This window comes from Dethiosulfatarculus sandiegensis (genome assembly GCF_000931935.2).
In the GTDB taxonomy this organism is placed as follows: domain Bacteria; phylum Desulfobacterota; class Desulfarculia; order Desulfarculales; family Desulfarculaceae; genus Dethiosulfatarculus; species Dethiosulfatarculus sandiegensis.
The window spans coordinates 1-18,040 of sequence record NZ_AZAC01000028.1 but is presented as its reverse complement, the minus strand read 5'-3'; the positions used below and the strand labels follow the sequence as shown (position 1 = coordinate 18,040).

The 18,040-nt window shown below is 42.7% G+C and carries 14 protein-coding genes and 1 riboswitch; of the genes, 3 read left to right on the top strand and 11 right to left on the bottom strand.

Annotated elements, in window-relative coordinates:
• The first annotated feature begins 267 nt into the window (after nucleotides 1-267).
• Complete coding sequence (locus X474_RS16225) at nucleotides 268-492, top strand: hypothetical protein (RefSeq protein WP_044350382.1); 225 nt, start codon at nucleotides 268-270, stop codon at nucleotides 490-492.
• Here X474_RS16225 and X474_RS16220 read toward each other — a convergent pair.
• From X474_RS16220 to X474_RS25695, 8 genes are all read right to left on the bottom strand, one after another.
• The gene (locus X474_RS16220; protein WP_044350381.1) at nucleotides 476-826 is read right to left on the bottom strand and encodes a CU044_2847 family protein; all 351 of its coding nucleotides are present in this window, start codon (nucleotides 824-826) and stop codon (nucleotides 476-478) included. The genes X474_RS16225 and X474_RS16220 overlap by 17 nt on opposite strands.
• Before the next feature lie 24 nt (nucleotides 827-850).
• On the bottom strand, nucleotides 851-2,341 hold the full coding sequence (locus X474_RS16215) for a hypothetical protein (RefSeq protein WP_156360804.1): 1,491 nt from the start codon (nucleotides 2,339-2,341) through the stop codon (nucleotides 851-853).
• Between the two features lie 105 nt (nucleotides 2,342-2,446).
• Entirely contained in the window at nucleotides 2,447-5,302 is a 2,856-nt protein-coding gene (locus X474_RS16210; RefSeq protein WP_044350377.1) for a pentapeptide repeat-containing protein, read from the bottom strand.
• 115 nt (nucleotides 5,303-5,417) lie between these two features.
• A complete protein-coding gene (locus tag X474_RS16205) occupies nucleotides 5,418-6,629 on the bottom strand; it encodes a protein-tyrosine phosphatase family protein (protein WP_044350375.1) in 1,212 nt (403 codons plus the stop codon).
• Nucleotides 6,630-6,631: 2 nt separating this feature from the next.
• Nucleotides 6,632-7,846 carry an AAA family ATPase gene (locus tag X474_RS16200; protein ID WP_044350374.1) on the bottom strand — a complete coding sequence of 405 codons (1,215 nt, stop codon included), beginning with the start codon at nucleotides 7,844-7,846 and terminating at the stop codon, nucleotides 6,632-6,634.
• A 799-nt stretch (nucleotides 7,847-8,645) separates the two neighbouring features.
• On the bottom strand, nucleotides 8,646-8,966 hold the full coding sequence (locus tag X474_RS16195; protein WP_052515305.1) for a helix-turn-helix domain-containing protein: 321 nt from the start codon (nucleotides 8,964-8,966) through the stop codon (nucleotides 8,646-8,648).
• A 509-nt stretch (nucleotides 8,967-9,475) separates the two neighbouring features.
• On the bottom strand, nucleotides 9,476-9,910 hold the full coding sequence (locus X474_RS16185; RefSeq protein ID WP_052515304.1) for a helix-turn-helix domain-containing protein: 435 nt from the start codon (nucleotides 9,908-9,910) through the stop codon (nucleotides 9,476-9,478).
• 145 nt (nucleotides 9,911-10,055) lie between these two features.
• Entirely contained in the window at nucleotides 10,056-13,094 is a 3,039-nt protein-coding gene (locus X474_RS25695) for an acetyl-CoA decarbonylase/synthase complex subunit delta (protein ID WP_082464433.1), read from the bottom strand.
• Between the two features lie 170 nt (nucleotides 13,095-13,264).
• A riboswitch (cobalamin riboswitch) is annotated at nucleotides 13,265-13,491 on the bottom strand.
• A gap of 259 nt (nucleotides 13,492-13,750) precedes the next feature.
• Between X474_RS25695 and X474_RS16175 the strand changes: the two genes are divergently transcribed.
• The gene (locus tag X474_RS16175; RefSeq protein WP_044350369.1) at nucleotides 13,751-14,533 is read left to right on the top strand and encodes a glycerophosphodiester phosphodiesterase; all 783 of its coding nucleotides are present in this window, start codon (nucleotides 13,751-13,753) and stop codon (nucleotides 14,531-14,533) included.
• Between the two features lie 178 nt (nucleotides 14,534-14,711).
• On the opposite strand, the gene X474_RS16170 is transcribed toward X474_RS16175, so the two are convergent.
• Nucleotides 14,712-14,999, bottom strand: a complete 288-nt coding sequence (locus tag X474_RS16170; protein ID WP_044350388.1) for a HigA family addiction module antitoxin — start codon at nucleotides 14,997-14,999, stop codon at nucleotides 14,712-14,714.
• A 338-nt stretch (nucleotides 15,000-15,337) separates the two neighbouring features.
• Nucleotides 15,338-15,817 carry a CHC2 zinc finger domain-containing protein gene (locus tag X474_RS16165; RefSeq protein WP_052515303.1) on the bottom strand — a complete coding sequence of 160 codons (480 nt, stop codon included), beginning with the start codon at nucleotides 15,815-15,817 and terminating at the stop codon, nucleotides 15,338-15,340.
• A gap of 51 nt (nucleotides 15,818-15,868) precedes the next feature.
• Here X474_RS16165 and X474_RS16160 point away from each other — a divergent pair, with 51 nt between their 5' ends.
• Nucleotides 15,869-16,891, top strand: coding sequence for a pentapeptide repeat-containing protein (locus tag X474_RS16160; RefSeq protein WP_052515302.1), 1,023 nt, complete (start codon nucleotides 15,869-15,871; stop codon nucleotides 16,889-16,891).
• Nucleotides 16,892-17,885: 994 nt separating this feature from the next.
• Here X474_RS16160 and X474_RS27300 read toward each other — a convergent pair.
• A complete protein-coding gene (locus X474_RS27300; RefSeq protein ID WP_353743137.1) occupies nucleotides 17,886-18,029 on the bottom strand; it encodes a transposase in 144 nt (47 codons plus the stop codon).
• Nucleotides 18,030-18,040: the final 11 nt, after the last annotated feature.

The following is an 18,040-nucleotide window of genomic DNA, read 5'->3' as shown; positions in this document are numbered from 1 at the left end:
GATACTGTGCAGCACTCTCAATATGGGTCCAAATAAAGTACTGCTGCAGATTTAAACTACATTAAGAAATCTGAAGTTTTTATAGCTTTTATTTTGTTCTCCTTTTAGATAGGATTATGGAATAACTAGATCCTGCAATTTTCATAACTCAACAAATAAATCGATGAGGTATTCTATTTTTCACTTATATTAAGGAGGCGGTGACTTTCGTCTGGTGAAATGTAAATTAGCTAGATTTCATTCAAATCGGACGAAAGGAGCACCACCTTGGACAAGGATAACACCAAACAGATGGGGAGCATGATGCATATTGATGAGGGTAAGATAGGTATCAACCTGGACGAGATAGTCGGCCTCCGCATCCAGAAGATCGTTCAAGTTCAAGGTCTGCTCCACCGTGCCCTTGACCATATTTTTACGATGACGACTGTACAATTATCAAGGTTCACCTCATCTGTCACCCTTTACTCAATTTTTAATGATTCCATTTAATGCTCACGTTAAAATGCAGTTCTCCTGATGCGCTAACAAACACAACTTTAGCTCCGGACTCAAGTTTTAAACCGAATTGTATATTAATTTCACTGGGCTTTTGAATGCTCAACTTGTTAACCAGATCCTGAATACATGGCTTTAACTCTTCTAATGTTTGGGATACTGTCTTTATTGATTTCCGCAAATCTTTTTTAGCATCTTTATCAAAATCACCCAAAGCATCTGGATCAATCCTGGTAAGATCATCTTTCTCATCAACTTCTTCATCTACTTCAATTTGAATAGATCTTTTTTCGTCCCAGGCTAATTCTATTATCTTTTTTTTTGGCATTTGCGTTTCCTCTGTACAAATATTTCATCCCATCAAATTACTTTTCGCTCCATATTGCAGATTTCTTTCATACATTATTTTATAAAATTCATCAATATCATAATTATCCTCTGGTACAACTGGGTGGACCACGTAGCATGCCGTTTCACTTAAATTAAGCGTATTAGTTAAACTAGGCTCCAAAAAACCTGTTGTTACCACTAAAAGTGTATCTACACTCTTTTTGTTTTGTTGTTTTATCAATTGCTGAACCTGGTTAGCCATATTTCTTGCTCGCGAGTTTGCGTGGAAATAGAAATCTTTTGCAAATTCAATTGCTGCATCCAGTTCTTCTTCTTCCACGATCAATGGGACATGAATTTGCCTTAGACTTTTTATTATATTAAAGGCATCCATTCTTGAGGAAATAAATTCTCTATATTCCGCTGGAACGATTTTTATTGAAATTAGTTTGTAACATCTATATATCATATCTATGATTTCCAAATATCTAAGCACAAAGTCTTGTTTACATTGGTTTTGTACATACAATTTAAAAAGCTCTTGCACTTCTCTTTGAAATCTTTTACTGATATCCTCGTTAATTTGATTTTCTAGTTCTACAATATCAATTAATTTACACAAATTTTCATAATTATCTATAGATATTCCCGAAGTTACCAAAATATATTTTAAATTTAAAATAAAAAGTTGTTCATCATTTAATCCGGCTTTTGCATCGTTTTGATTAATTTGATTACATTGTATTTTATGAAAAGATGTTTCAATCTTCTCAAAATCATGGGGGTATATCATGTGCTGCAAATTTTGCAGTAATGATTTCAATTCTCTCATTACCGATTCATTCTTCAATGAAAGATTATCCGTTTTTCTTTGAGATAATTCTTTAATGCGATTTAAGCTTGGAAATATTCCAAGATCAATATTATGTTTAATGGTTTCTTTGAGTAATTCAAAGACCGCTTCCATGTATATTTCCGTATTCGTATAATCATTGCATTCTTCAAGATCAGTTAACGGAAGCAAACTATAAAACCAGTCGCGAAATTTATTGGGAATAATGCTTTCTGCTCGTTCTATTGCTAAAAATAAACTTTCACGAAGAGCTAGTACGATTTTTCTTTTCAAAGGATACAATGACATAAAAGCATTAAGTTGAGATTGATATTCATTTAGGCTATCAATACCGTGGATAAATCCTCTATATTTTCCAGTTAATAGATAGCGTTGTATATCAGTTAGATAAGAATGATAGTCTTCTTTGTCAAAACGAATCATTTCGCCATAAGAATTTCTGAATGTGAATCCGTTTACTTCAAATCCCGATGTAAAGCCATCTATAGCAATATTTGATATTCCATAACGATCAACAATCCAAGAAATTACATCAATCATCTTTTGTGAAAAACGTACATTAGGTAGTGTGCCAACAGGAAGATATATAATTATTCCTCCGTAACGTGATGTGGAAAGCGCATGGCAACTCCCAAGTGGCCCAGGGATGTCTAACTGCAACCGATGTATGTCTTGGAGTTTATGTCGTTTGTGAAACATTCTTATCTCTAATCACAAATATTTTTTAAAAGTCTATTTTAACTATGAAGCTAAAAATCAATTTTTTTAATTGTTGAAAACACAGCCTTTACAATTCTCGAAAACACAGTCTTCAGTAAAATTTGTTTTAACATAGTTATTCCCTTCAAATGTTACTCTTGTAAATATGCATTTTTCAAAAATGCAATTTTTAAAGTTACAATTTTCAAAATTCACTTGATCAAAAACGCACTCTTCAAACTTAAAATTGCTTATATTGATTTCTGATAAATTTCGTCCTACAAATGCTACTTTAATTATTTTATATTGAGAGGATTCAATGTGATCATTTATACTTTTTTGTGCGGTTTTCTCAATATTGGAAGTGAGAGGCAATGCATAATCAGTTAAAAGTATAAGATTTATTTTATCGTTTTTTTGGTTTACTAAATACTTCTCTAACGATTCTTTAATTTTGCTTAATATCTCCTTAGCCATTGTAAAATTTTCGCATTTTCTACTTAGAAGACCACTCAACAAATGTCCAAACCACACACTTGGCTTAGAATATGGTGTCGCCACACAATATTCTGATATTGCCTTTATGAATTCAGTCTCATCATATTCAGAATCATAAAATAAGTTACACAGATACCTCGCAGCAAAATAAATTCGAAATAATTCATAACCAAATCTGGCTCTTCCATTCACGATTCGTAGCAAGCTATGAAGATACAGCACTTTTAATCTCTCTACATCATCATCGCTAATTTGCAATTTTCTTTTAATCGAACCCACATCTTTTTCTAAAGATGAGCTAGAATTTAAATCATGCCCAAGCTGGCAAGCAAAAGTAATTAGCGTATTCGTTTCAACTAGTGACTTTGAAGATTCTCTCGAAGCCCAATTGTTAACTATGGTATCTAACAGTTCGGCCAATAGAATATCACCTGAGGCATTTTCGCCTGACACAGCGGCTTCACAAGCTAATGAGGCGAAAAGAGGTGTATATATTATCTCATCCCACTGCATTAACATCTTAACAATAGAACTACTGAGTTCTCTTTTTTCGAAGTATTCCTTTACTATTTTATCGTCCCAAGGAAGCAATGAAATCGATTTATTACCGGGGAAATAATATTCTAAGTCATGAGTTGATTTCATCTCAGATCTACAGGTTATGATAACAGAAGCATTAATATTGCTAAATAGTGGTGAGAGAACGTTTTTCCATTTTTTGATGATGCGAGGCTGTGTAATATCATTCAGTTCATCAAACGCATCTAATAATAGTACAACTCTTCCCTTTTCGATCAGGCGTCTTAATCCAAATGCTATTTTGTTTATTTCTTTATCTGATGGGTTGCGGGATAAACCGCTTTTTTCCATCAAAGTATTAGATATTAGATGATATATTGTAACATTTTTACCTGTATTTATATATTTATCCAATGTATCATTGATGTCGCTGAAATGTAAAATTACCGGGATTGTTTCTTCACGACCGCTCACTCTATAATAATTATCTTTAAACAGATGCCATAGAAACGTCGATTTACCCATACCAGTAGTGGAATAAATAATTAAAGGATTAGCCTTTTTATCTCGTTGATTAAACCTGTTCATCTCCAATAAATCGCGAACCAGATTGTCGATAGAAATAGCGCTACTAACCCTCGGTTGAATATAATATTCATCATTTCTACTTATGTTTTCATGAATCGCAAAATGCTCAGAGTATGCTTCTGCTAATTGCTTAATATCTTGAAGTAATTCTTCCAAATTTTGATTAAGCATTCCAAATTCTAAAGGCACACTTTCATTATTAATATGAATAACAGGTTGAGTTTGCCACCAACGTAAAGGTGTATTTGGTGTGCAATTATTGTAAGAACCTGATTCACAAATATTTATCCGTTGAGCCTGCGCTACCGCATCTTCTATAGTTTCACCCGCTGCTAGTTGTAATAGAATTGTTTCTAACTGTTTTTGTACGATAGGGACAAATGACCTATACATATAACCTATAACGTAACGCTTAGAATACAATAGGCGTCGTGTAATACTTTGGAATGAATCTTTTCCAGCCCCTCCTATACCACAAGAGGTTAATATAACAATTGGAGAAGATATGTAATCGGTGCGTTTATAAAAGTCATTAGGACTACAGCCTTCATCTAATGATCCGCCTGGCCCAAATACCCAACAAATATCTCCAATTTTATCTTCACCCCCATGTCCAATATGAATCCAGATATCCGCGTTTATTGGACTCGATAAGATTGTCTCTTTCTTGTGTAATGAATAGTTTCCTACCAATATAAAATCTTTATTATTTTCAAGCAACGTGAGCAAACTATTAAGAAGCGTACTCGCCGCTTCGTTCATATAGGAATCACCGCCAAAAGTAATAACTACTTTTATTTTTTCAAATAATTGTTCATGTTTAATTAGGCATTTTTTTGAGTCTGCCCAAAAATAAAGTATCTTAACATTTTTATAATCTCCAACTATAGAGCGATATGCTTGATCATTTTTGTTTCTAACTAGCAAAGCATTCCATGGTGCATTAGCAGCCATTGATTGAGAATCTATTTGACCAAGGTGCAACATTATACGCAGCAAACTTCCCGAAGCTTGACAATTTTCAAGAGCCGTAAGAATTGATTGCCCTATGATATTTGCGCTTCCGTCTAATTTTAAAAAAAAATCATGCCACAACAATTGCCCAATCCAGTATGTTAAAATGTCCCACAATCCATTTTCGGGTTTTATATCTAAACGCTTTTTATAACATTCTATGTATATCTCTATTGACTTCTTCAGCCTTGGACTTGGATAAACAGTGACAGGGCTTGAAGAATGACTACTGTTAAGTCTATAAACTTCTTGTGAAGTACTCTCTACAGGATGAAAAAAAAGATGCAAATTTTCTATTTCCATATTTCCCACTTTCACTTGTTCCCAGTTTTATTCAGTTGTGGGTCTAATACTTCGCTAGTCGCGGCAGGATTATTCATCATAACGCAATCGTCAATATTGCAATTATAAAGAACGATCAAGACACATCACTTGGCAGTACTTTATTTTGCATATTGATAATTTCGATGGTTTCACGGGTAATTATGATATCGTTTGATGAGATTTCCAGCGGTAGTTCCCAACTCAGCAAGCTGACTAAACGATCTAGACGTTCGAAATCTGGAAATCCTGCCCAACAGTTTTCGAAAATGGCCAATTTGGCATCATTTTCAAACTTAATTTCTAAATTAAAATTTTGTGCCACTTTCTTAACCGAATCAAAAGCAGGAGTATTTTCTGTTTCAATTACTTCCCAAAAATCAGTCTCGTCCATTGGTTGAAGTATTAATAGATGCGGGAACTCTTTGGTTAAACTTTTTGGAAGACCGGCTTGGTGTAGATCCTCAGGAAAAACATCACATAAACCTATCTCTCCCGCTCGCGTAGTAATTACTTGAGTAAGCTTTTCTAACCGGGCAGCAGCAACAAAAACCGTGTTACCTGTTGAGAGATAGGAATTTTCATCGAATCTATAAGGCAATTCCATATCCTCTGTAAAAGAATAAAACACACCACTAATAATACTTGACAAGGCAGAGCAAACAGAGGACGTAGTTGGCAAGAAGTTCCGACGATTGTCATACTCCGTCCAAAGGCTCTCAAGATGATCTAGACAAACAACGGTGGGCGTAGCACTCAGCCAACTACTCGGATCGTCACATACAGTAAATAAGGCTTTTAACATGGGGATGGGGCCTATTTGCCGCAAGTGAACAATTGTGGAGACTAGATGACGGGCATCTATATAGATAACACAAGCATCCTTAGTTTTATTATTTCCATCGAACGCCTTTGGTACAACGTTTTTTAAAAAAAATGTTTTTCCAACATTAGCGGAGCCAATAATGAGCACATTCGGCTTGGCGATGTGCTTATTATATGTGTTATAGTGCTGTGTTTCCTGGTTTAAGTATCTGCTTATCAAACGATCAAATATTGCACCAAAACGATACACAAAGTTTCCTCTTCCTGGGAAGCTTTGATTTAGTGCATTTATCAGTATACCTGAATCTGTGGCTTGCTTATCATCAGTTTTTACTATTGCAACTTCAATTGATTGTTTTGCAATTTCTTTTATACACTTCTGTAGATGGCTAGAGGTAGGGCTATCGTTAAGTATTAATTCTTTTATTGGAGGCTTTTCAATCAGTCCATATTTATTAATAAAATCTATAATATTTTTAATCATTTCTATTCGCCTTTTGATATCTTAAGTCTGAAATATTCATGAACTACGGACCACAAAGAACGGGCACCAGCCCCTTGTTGCAACGCCATTTGTGCAAGTTTCCTATAAATATCGCCATCATTTACGCTTACCACGTGCTCAGTAAAATATTTCTGATGAATTTTCAATGGGCTATTAGGCATCTCCAGAATTTTGACCAATGTACCTTCGCCCATTGGATCAAAACAAACACGAAAAGGAAATCTTCCTGCAAGTTCGGGTAAAAATCCATATGAAATTAAATCTTCATCGAAAACAATGCTGTCGCCAAAAACGTTTGATGTTGATCGATTGCGCGCCTTTCTCTTACTCACGATCTTCTCCAACCTGGAAAACGCTCCACTGCCAATAAATAGTATATTTTTTGTATTTATTGATACTGATTTTTCATAAACATTTCTGTACTTAAGTGCCTCTATCTTACAGCCTTCGATTAGCATAAGAAGAGACTGTTGTGCGGCTTTAGACATTTGACTGATTCTATCGTCCTGAAAATTGCTTGAGGCCAGTTTATCAATTTCATCAAGAAATATTATTCCATTTTCTGCTTTGCTAACGTTTCTATCGGCTGAAATATATAGATCATAGAAAGAGGACTCTAAATCTCCGCCCACGAACCCTGGTGCGGTTAAGTTCCCACAATTGAGAAAGGCATAGGGTTTTCTTAGAAAGTTTGCCAAGCACTTGAGGGTGTATGACTTGCCCACTCCAGTTGGACCAATAAATAAAATTGCTTTTGCATCAATCGAAGGTTTTTCTTCAGTTATTTTTTTTTCGTGAATTAAATTATTTATTGAAATCGCAAAACCTACTTGCTTCAGAGCATTATCTTGCCCAATTACGAATCTCCGTAAATAGTTATAAATCTCTTCATGATTTACAGTACTTACTACATCATGCGCTTCTTCTTCTGTCGCTTCTTCTTCTGTATCCATTTCATTTAATGCACTATTTTTGTTTAGCTCATCAAATATGTTTTTCATATCACCAAGTATTCCTTTGAAAAAATGCAACTTGCCTAGCCTGCCTTGAACGTCTTCAAGCCAAAATTCCCACAAACATTTTTCGCAAATATAGGATAGCTGAGGCGATTGGGAATCAGACGTTCTTTGGTTTTCATTATTCTTTGCATAAACTTTCCTTATTTCACCACAAAAAATGCAGGCATTTGTATTCATTACCTTCCCCATTTTGTAATAGTTTACGGCGGCCAACTACCTCTGCAAGTTTTAGAAAATATAAAAATTTTAAGAAAATATTGGCCTAGTAGTCCAAAATACGCCGCCGCCGTATTTCCTTTTTTGTTAAGCTCTTTGCAACTTAGGTGTCCAAACGGATGCCCCGTTTTGACGCCCAAAGAGCACACACTTGTTTGACTTGTTTCTGATTAATCGAAAAACTGGAAGGAATTCTCTATCCCCCAATTTCAGGGCATGATAAATCAATTCAATCCTCTCGGTCAATCATTTGGAAAATCCGTTTCAGCCTGTACCCAGCACCGTCCTGTAATGGTGAGCTAGAGGAAATAACGACGCCACATTCACCCACCAGCGGCGGCCACTGTAGGAAATCCTGGAAGCGGCCACAATGACCCTGAGGATCAAGCATTTAGTTAAATTTTTGAGATGTCCTAAATTTCACAATGCTAACCCAAGTATTGATCTTGGTATGTACTTATAAAATCAACCATTATTGTTTAATTGTTGAGCTTCTTTGAAATTAATCATATTAAAATAGCCCCTTAAATAGACATTTTTAATATTTCAAATGGTATCTTTGCGGTCAGTCTTATGAATTTGTACCCAGGTATAAATGACTAGCCTCCAGTCTGATGGGGAAATTCAAATCTAGTCATTTTAATTCCCTAAAAATCATATAAAAATATGGATTAAATTACAATGAAGAAAAGTGATAATTTTGAAAAGCTTAAAAATGGCGTAAAATTAGCTGGATATGAAATACCGAGATGTTCCTTCCTCACAAAACCTCCCGAATAATCACAAGCAGCTTTCTCAGAGCCTCAGAATCGCCCTGCTTTTCACACTCTGCAAGGCGCGCCTGAATCTCCTCTCTCTCCTGTGACTCGGTCATGGGGAACATGAAGAGCTCTTCAGGCTTGCAGTCAAAAGCCTCGGCAATCTTCTCAATAGTCTCAAGCGTAGGGTTGACCTTGCCGCCCTCGATACGCTGGTAGTATTTGTAGCTGATACCAAAGCGCTCGAGATCTTCCTGGCGAAGACCTCTGTCTTTTTTGACTTCTCTCAGCCGATTGCCAATTAATTCTGCAAGCTTACCCATGTCAATGCTCCTGATACCCACTCATACCACTCCATCGAAGCAAAAGAACCTAAGCATATGTGGGTATTAGGCGTTGACATGGGTAACTATATATGGGTATAGATGATTGTAAGGGTAATATATAGCTTTTTATGTAGAGACTTGCTTTTGAGGTAAATCCTAGAAATTCAACAAGTTGAGAGAGGCTGACGAGAGGGGGTTTTGGGATTATATGCCTCTATTTCCCAAATGGCGAAATACAGAACATGGCTATTTCTTTATGCCATTTTAGTCCGGCAAGCATGGGAAGGCATATATAGAGAATCCCGCTCAGATGAAAGAGAAGCTCCTCAAACTCAATTACATAAGCAACAACTGTGTACGTAACGAATGTTGAAAGCGCCGAGACAACGAGGGCAACAGAGACTCTGGCTTGAATGGTCTCCTTGATTTTCAGGACGTGAAAATAGCCTGTCATAAGTATTGCAAGCGTGAAGATGTCATAAAGATACATCACATAAATACTGGTATCAGGGAATTTGCCTACTTCTTTCTCTTCCTTGGCCGCTTACAGAGCCTGGCCCTGAGATTCGGTTAGAACCTCGGTGTTTTCCCCATTTTTCCAAACGCTTGAGACGCAGAGCCTCAACCGTAAGATCGTGGCGCTGCCAGATGCTTCTGATGCCGCCGGCGCTGATCAGAATGCCAGCCTTCTTCAACTCGTTAGCCACCCTGGTCTGGCCGTGGGTGGGAAACTGAAAAACGTAATCCAGCACTTTTTGTTCTATCTCAGGGGCTACCCGATTGCCGATCCTGGGCACCCGGCGGCTCTTTTCCAAAAGCCCCTCCAAGCCCTCTTCCTCAATAGTTTGTTTGATATCGTAGTAATGCTGGCGGGTTACACCCAGTTTGCGACAGGCATCGCTGATATTGCCCAGGGTTTGCCCCAACTCCAGGATGTTCAACTAACGGTTGATGATATACTGATTTTGAGCCATGGTCCTTCCTTTCAATTAAGATGTATCTTTTGGCTTGAACCATCTTAACCGGAAGGCCATGACTCTTTCTCTTAAAGTCTCACACTGTCAACGCTTTTCTTGACTAGGACCTCTAACTTCTGGACTGCCATCTTTCCATACTGCGCAGGATATAATCCGCGCCGGGACCGGAGACTCCCTTTTCCCGGTAGGAGCCGTATTCCATTTCCTCGGGCTCCAAAAGCCCCAACTCCTCTTTTTCCTGTTTATGTTTTTCGGCCAGTTCCCGGCGACGGTCTCTTCTCTTGGCTCTTAGTTGAGAAAGCTCCTGGCTTTGATGCAACTCCTCCTGGATTCTTGCCTTTTCTTCTTCACTAAGCTCGGCCAGAGTTTCTTTTACTTCCTTTTGCCTGGTAATAACCATGGAAGAGTTTCTTACCATGGCCGGATTGCCCGAGCCGGATATGTTTCCCCGCAGGCTCCAGCGGTCCAGGCTCTTGGTGAGGTAATCTCCGTCCATGCCCGCCACTCCGGAGAGGGGATATTCACCATATTCGATTTCTTCAGGCTCGTCTTCTTCCCTGGCCTCAAGCTCCGCCTGGTATTTTGCCAGCATTTCCATGCGGTGTTCCCTGCGTTTTCTTCTCTGGCCAGCAAGCTCTTCCAATTGCCTGGCCTTGTTCTCTTGGCGAGCCTTTTCTTTTTCGCTCAGCTCCGGAAGCTCAATTTTTCTGAGCTTGGACAAGGAAATTGTCGATGCCAGCTTCATTACCGGACCACCGTTGATCCGGATCTCATCATCCCTTAAGCTCCAGCGCTCCAGGGCCTGGGTAACCTGCTCGGCTTCGGCTCCGGCCTGCCCCGCTTGCTTGACTTCGCCATACTCAATATCCAGAGGCTCCTCTTTCTCTTTGGATCTAAGTTCGGCCTGGTGTTTTGCCGCCAACTCAAGCCTGTGCTCCCTGCGGCCTGCCCGCAGTTTGGCCAATTCCTCTGCCTCTTTGGCCTTACGCTCCCAAATAGCTTTGCGTTCCTTAGTTGGCTCCGGAAGTTTGATGGCTTCTCTGGGCTGGGCCTGCACACTGGAAGCTCGGGTATAGGTTGGAGATTTGGTCTGTCCGAAACCGCTTCCCCGCAAAGACCAGCGATCCAGGGCATGGGTGACAAGTTCCGCTTCCGCCCCGGCAAATCCGTCCGGTTTGTACTCGCCGTATTCGACCTGTTCTTCCTCGTCATCCAGGGCGGCCCTTTCCGCTTGCATACGGGCCAGGCGCTCCCTTTGGGCCTCCCTTCTTTCCTGGCGCAGCTTGGCCAGATTTGCTTCTTGCTCGGTTTTTTGCCTGGCCTTTTCCCTGGCCTCTTCTTCAGCCTTAAGACGGGCCTCTTCCTCGGCCTTGAGCCTGGCTTCTTCTTCGGCTTTTGCCTTTGCCTCTTCCTTGGCTTTTCTTTCCGCTTCTTCCTTTTCAGCCTGAAGCCTCTTTTGCTCTTCTTCTTCGGCTTTCAGCTCTTCTTCGGTTTTCACCTGTTCCGGTTCGGCCTCAGCTTTTTCGTCCGGGGCCTCAGGTTCCTTGGCTTTTTGTGCTGCTGCGGGTTCAGGTTGTTTAGCCTCGGCTTCTTGAGGTGTTGTTTCAGGCTGCTTGGCCTTGACTTCTCCCTGGGGCTGAGGTTCTGCCTGGGCTTGTTCCGCCTCTGCCGGTTTGGGAGGCTCCTGCTCTCCGGCCTCTGGTTTTGTTTTTTCAGGAGGCGCTTGCTGGGTTTTAAGCAGGTTCTGGGCCACCTTGGCCAACACCCCGGCAGCCTGGGTAAGACTTTCCGCCACCTGGGCCAGGGCCTTGGCTGTCTCGGCCAGGTCAGCCGGGCCGGAAACTGCTTTTTCCAGGGCTTCCAGTCCCAAAGCTGCACTTATTTCCGCAGTCTTGGGCGTTTCCAGCGGTTTGGCTTCCGCCTCTGCGGGCTTGGCCTCAGGCTCGGGCGGCTTGGCTACCGCTTCCGCGGGCTTGGCCTCAGGCTCGGGCGGTTTGGCCTCGGCTTCCGCAGGCTTGGCCTCAGGCTCTGGTGGTTTGGCCTCGGCTTCCGCAGGCTTGGCCTCAGGCTCTGGTGGTTTGCCCTCGGCTTCGGCAGGTTTCGCCGTCGCTTTTTCCCTTGGCGGCGGAGCGGGTTTAAAGTCGGCCTTGGCCACCTTGGGCCGGTCAACGACTTCTTTTTCCGCGGCAGGCTCCCGTTCGGCCAGCATTTTGTCCAGGTAGGTCTTCATCAAGGCGATTGAATCCGGATGGCGCAGGATCAATATATCTGAACCGGCCATGAGATAGGAAACAGCCGCTGTGGCCTCCATCAAGACACCGCGTTTTTTGTCGTCACCCAGGTTTAATGAGGCTGCCTCCTCATCTTCAATTCGGGCTTCCTTGGATTTCCATACCTCGTTGCCCACATTGTTGATCAGGGGAAGAATCAGCTTGTCGTCTTCCTGAACCAGGGCGGCCATGCGGATACGTTCCATCACCGAGTAGGAATATTCCATTCCATAACCCAGTCCGCCTGTTGTGGGGTCAATCATGATGCGCCCCATATCCACGCCAAGGTTTCCCAAAAGGATATTGAGCTGCTTGGCCAGGTTCACGTCAATGGGAGAGCTGGCCACCAGGGAATGGCCATAGGCCAGGGCGGCCGCGCCGATGGCCTTGTGGTTGTCTTCATCCACAGGCCCCAACACCAGTTTTTTGCCCGCATGGTCTTCGGCGACCTTTTTCAGGACTTCTGCGTCTTTGTGGGCATTGGCCGACCCCCAGACTATAACCGGTACATCCACAGCGCTTAAAACTTTGCCCACCGCCTCGGAGGCATTCTCCGGCGGGGCGTCGTCGGCATTGGGATCGGTTGATTTGAGCTGGACCACAATGGCTTCGGCCCCGAATTCCTCAACGCATTTTTTAGCCCAGGCGCCGGTGTCTGCCATCACATCGGCAAAGGGCTCGGAACAGGCCTTGGGCCATTCTTCGGGATTCATGTCCCAGACTTCCATGGCCAATACCGGCCGGTGCGGCATGGGATGCTCAAAGTTATGAAAAGGGTAGCTTTTTTCTCCACCTACAGTGAGTTCTTTTCCCTCCTGCCCAAAAGAGACCTCCATGATCTCCCCGGAGTAGGTAACTTTCACAGGTTCGAAAGCCACGGCGATATCCTCCTGCTTTTGCCTGAATAAGTCAGGTTCTTGCCATAAAAAAACCCCAGTTCGCTTCGTGCGAACTGGGGGAGTGCACCCTTCTTGACTTAATTCCGCCCAGGGAATCCCTTGACCCTGCAAAACAGGGCGGTTCGGTCCTCGCCAATTGGATAAGGATTCCTATTTTTTGAGAACGGGCAGGTATTCTGACTCCCGGATCATACCTTTTGAGCCGCGCCTTCCCGTCCGATTAAGGACAGTGGCTGACTGTTGGCCTTTATAAAAGGCCTGCCCTGCGGCAAAAGTCCCCGGTCACAGCGGCGGGACCGTAGCGAATTCACATCGCCTTCCCTTTTCGGCTTTCCGCCTTTTACGCCGGGAATCTGCCTGTGGCGTTTCCCCGGAGTCAAGAGGCGGTCGGCGACCGTTCTCAGTCTGCCCGGCCTTTGGGTGCATCTACACCCATAAGACCGTTGCCCCTTTGTTTAACAGGGGCATGGCTTTCCGGTTATCTTGGAAGAGATGGTCTTTATTGTCAAGGAACAAATACCCCTTTGGCCAGGCGGTTTGTTTATTGAGACAATTAGATGGCAAACTCCTTTCAGGGCCGAAAGGTTTCCACTCAGGTGATAGGATTCAAGGGCCTTTAACCTAAAGGGGGAAAAATGTCCTTTTTTGATTATGTGGCCAAACTCAGAAATAAAGGTGTAAAGACGCTTTGCGGTGCGCACAGGGGTGGACTTTCTTTGGCTCCTGAGAACACCCTGGCGGCGGCAGGTAAGGCATTTTCTACAGGAGCCCACTTTTGGGAGCTTGATGTGCGCCTTTCCAAGGACGGAGTTCCCATGGTCATCCACGACAGATCCCTTGAGCGAACCACCAATGCCTGGGAATTGAGGCCCAAAGAAAGGCCCTGGAATGTGGATGAGTATACTTGGCAGGAATTGATGAACTTTAACTGCGGCTGGGAAGGGTTGAAGATTCCCCCCCTTGCCCAGGCCCTTAGCTTTACCAGGGAAAAAAATCAGCTGGTGAATGTGGAGATAAAGGATCTAAGAGGGCTTGAGTTTGATTTCGATGTCTGTGAGAAGGTGATCGAGGTGATACATGGAACTAACATGATAGATCGTGTTTTAATCTCGTCTTTTAACCATGAATATGTGGCCATGATAAAGGAAATCGAACCCCTGATTCCCACCGGCGCATTAATAAAAGAACCGGTGGAAGACCCGATAAAGCTTTTGACCGCCTTAAAAGCAAACGCCCTGCATCCCCATTTCAGCCTGGTTCATTCCCTGCCGTTAAAGGAAATGAGAAAAAACGGATTTGAGATCATGGCCTGGACCGTTAATGACACCAAGATCATGCAGGCCATGATAGATGCTCGCGTAGGCGGCATTATCACGGATTATCCCCAGGATCTTATGGAGTTGATGGAAAAGAACTGAAAATAAAACCCAAACGGACTTGGCCGGTGCATTAGGTGGGGAATGCGACGAAACCCCGCTCCACGGCCCCGGCTCCCCAGCACCGTGCGGCAAGGACAGATAGTGATTTCCGAGGAAAGAAGCTCAAGAAGCAGGTTCCGGTTTTTTTGAGAGCTTTTTGCAAATGATGAGAATTAAATCAACTGGCCAGGCGAACCTGGGCGCGGATCTTTTCCCCTTCCCGGTTTTCTATTTGATGCAGATCCCAGCGCATCTGCAGACGAAGCCAAAACTCCGGACCGTTGCCAAAATAATGTCCCAACCTGATAGCGGTGTCCGCTGATATGGATCTCCGATCCTTGACAATCTGGCTCATGCGGCTGGCCGGCACACCCAGGGCAATGGATAAAGCATTTACGCTGAGTTCCTCTTCCTTCAATAAATCCTTAAGCACAGCACCGGGCGACTGCCTGATAATTTGGGCCATGGCGTCTCCTTCTTTGTCTCCCGTCAGCATGATAATTATGCCCTACCGTAAGCTAAACTTAGTGGCTCCCTTTTAGCCAGCTTCGTATGCATTTTAGCAGAATAGCTTTTAAATATGCTTCAAACTCATGATTCCAACTTCCCGCCCCAGAGGTCTGGGTGATGGCATTTAGACCATGTGAAAAGGCGTAGATCCGGTCTGGTTCGCCTTCGCAAAACCAAACCCGACCAGGCCGCAACTGGCTGGGGTGGGGTTAAAGGCGATTGGCCCCAAAACTCACCAGGTCCTTGCCGCCGGGCCCTTGCTCAATTCGGTACCAGCTTTTTATTTTGTGGTTTTTAGGCCCGCCTGTAATGTACTTGCGGATATTGACCAAACGCCCGGCTCCAACCCCGCTTCTTTTGGAGTTGCTTTATCCAGGATTCCGGCAAAAGGGCCAGGTCCTTGAATTCCTGCTCTGTTATGAATTCATCCGGGCTCGCTGTGCGCCTGGATAGCTTGTTGTCGGTTTTCCTACCTGGTTTGGCCTTTTTTGACGGTTCTTCGTCGCCATATCGGGCCACAAAGGCCTTGAAGTCCGCTTTTTTATCACCCGTGCCATGTATTCGGGCCCAAAGGTTCATCATGTCGTCATTCCCGCAACCGGCAAAACATTTCCAGCAATCTTTATCCGGATCATAGCCAAAAGACGGGGTGTGATCATTGTGAAACGGGCAAAGCGTCATTTGCCATGATCCAGAAGCCTTGCTTTGCCCCTCCAGGCTTTCCAGAATTGAAAGCCGCTGGTCCCGGCTTAGATGATCCAATGCCCAAGACATTTAAGCCGCCTTCCGTGTTAGGATGGTGTCTCTTGAAAAGGGGGAATGATCATGGCGAATGAGCACAAAGAACAGAGTAAGCCTGTTATTTGGGCAGGGAAGAAGCCCAGCGAAGAAGAGATAGCCCAGATTTTGGAGGATCACAAAACTTGGTTGGAAGGTGGGCGTAATGGGGAGCCGCCCCATAACTTGTTTAATTCTAACCTTGAAAACGTTGACTTTAGTGGGGCAGACCTTAGGTATATTAATTTTGCCTATGCTAATCTTTGCAAGACGAATTTTTTGCTGGCAAAGCTTGAAGGAGGCAATTTTGAATGGGCTGTGCTCAATGGAGCCAACTTTATCTTGGCCGACTGTCGAAATGCTGTTTTTAAATATGCTTTTTTCATTGGTGCAATTCTTTGTACCGCAAAATTTACCGGAAGCGATTTGAGAGCGGTGGAATTTAAAGGTTCCAATTGTAGTGGTGCAAAATTCGGGAATTCTGATTTGGAAGGGAGTGATTTTGTAAATGCAAACCTTACAGAAGTAGAATTCAGAGAGTCTAATATTGGGTCCGCCGATTTTAGTAATGCAATCCTTTTTAATGCCAATTTTAGACACGCAATTTCTACAAACGTTAAATTCAACCGCAAAACTAAAGTTCTCGGTTGCAATGCCTTCGCTTCCATCGGTAGCGCCAAATTTAAAGATTTTGTCAGAACTCAAGAATTCATTGAAGAACTTAGACAGTCCAAGTTTGGCAATATCCTTTATTGGATTTGGCTCATAACCTGCGATTGTGGGCGCAGTATATGGCCTTGGTTTACCTTGTCCTTGGCTTTTATCTGCATGTTTGCCGGTATTTTTTTTAGCTTGGGTAAAAGTGCCTTCTCTGTCCCGCCTGAATTGGGATTTAATTTTGAAACCATGCTCTATTATAGCGTGGTCACCTTCAGCACCCTGGGGTTCGGAGATATAACCCCGCTCACCCATGTTGCGGCCAGATGGGTAATGGCGGAAGTATTCTTGGGGTATCTCATGCTCGGAGGCCTGATAACCATATTCGCCACCAAGATAACCCGTCGAGGCTGACAAATGAAAAGCACCCACTCCCAAAGCGTGCGCCAGGTAACTAACTGAATTTGAATGGGTATTGCTTTGGGGAGGGAAAGACACAAAAATAACGCCCAAGCCAAATTGGCCGGTGCGCAATGTGGGGGATGTGTTAAAACCCTGCTCTTGACATTTAACCAAAATAAGTTTAGATAGCTAAATGTGAAGTTGAACTAATAAAATTCTGAAAAAGAACGGGAGAAGGTAAGTAATAATGGAAAAATTACCGCTACTAGTAATGACTTATTGAAACAAGCATCTGAAACCGCTGGGAATTATTTTAGTAATTCTATTCGCATAATTGATTCCAAATTTGGTGAAGGGTATGCCAAAGATCACCCGGAACTTGTTGCTGACTTTATGAAAACCTGCGCCCTTGATTTTGGGGCAGCAATCATAACCGCCTCATTACAGGAAATATCCGAATCTCTCCACGATAACTCCCTGGAATAAAAAATAAAAAACCGGGTCACATTAGTCAATAACCCGGTTCGTCTATTTTAATTAGCTATCTGATAAAAAAGCTATTTGTTAAAATATATCTGCCTTTCTAATAAAACGGCCAAAGGTTATTAATTGTTTGATTTATTCTTTCAACACATAAGGATACTCCGTGTACATCTTTTGAGTTGGCGTAGTTTTAATCCAACTTAGCCTCTTGACGCAACTTATTGTTTTTAGATTTTGTCTTGATATATTCTTCGCATAGTGAGTTATTTTGGTATTTGGCAAAAGCCTGTGGATTCTTACCTCACTGAGTGAATAATTACTGCATTGTTCTCCCTTTTAATAATCGCCCTGTTCCCCTAATCGAGAGTGCTGCGTAAGTCGTCCGGCCGCTTTTAGGTGTGCCGGTTTCCCTTTTTAATCTTGAAGTTGATTTTTCAGTCCCGTTTTACCTTGATTTTAGAGTTTATTTATCGCTTTAAGCTTGCCCGACAGGGCCTTGATAAGGCTCTATCGGACTGTTTTTCTATGCCATAGCCATCCTGGCCGCTTTCTTGAGATTAAAGGCAATGGCATCCAACATGAGTTGCAGGCCCACCTTAGCTGCGCCAAGATACCTTGCCCTGGCCATGCGGTGGTCTTTCTTGAGGGTTCCGAAAGCCCTTTCCACCCGGCCTCTGA

Excerpts from the sequence above, each read along its gene's own strand:
- X474_RS16220 (WP_044350381.1), bottom strand. The coding sequence starts at position 826 with ATGCCAAAAAAAAAGATAATAGAATTAGCCTGGGACGAAAAAAGATCT.
- X474_RS16210 (WP_044350377.1), bottom strand. The coding sequence starts at position 5,302 with ATGGAAATAGAAAATTTGCATCTTTTTTTTCATCCTGTAGAGAGTACT.
- X474_RS16205 (WP_044350375.1), bottom strand. The coding sequence starts at position 6,629 with ATGATTAAAAATATTATAGATTTTATTAATAAATATGGACTGATTGAA.
- X474_RS16200 (WP_044350374.1), bottom strand. The coding sequence starts at position 7,846 with ATGAATACAAATGCCTGCATTTTTTGTGGTGAAATAAGGAAAGTTTAT.
- X474_RS16195 (WP_052515305.1), bottom strand. The coding sequence starts at position 8,966 with ATGGGTAAGCTTGCAGAATTAATTGGCAATCGGCTGAGAGAAGTCAAA.
- X474_RS16175 (WP_044350369.1), top strand. The coding sequence starts at position 13,751 with ATGTCCTTTTTTGATTATGTGGCCAAACTCAGAAATAAAGGTGTAAAG.
- X474_RS16170 (WP_044350388.1), bottom strand. The coding sequence starts at position 14,999 with ATGGCCCAAATTATCAGGCAGTCGCCCGGTGCTGTGCTTAAGGATTTA.
- X474_RS16165 (WP_052515303.1), bottom strand. The coding sequence starts at position 15,817 with ATGTCTTGGGCATTGGATCATCTAAGCCGGGACCAGCGGCTTTCAATT.
- X474_RS16160 (WP_052515302.1), top strand. The coding sequence starts at position 15,869 with ATGGCGAATGAGCACAAAGAACAGAGTAAGCCTGTTATTTGGGCAGGG.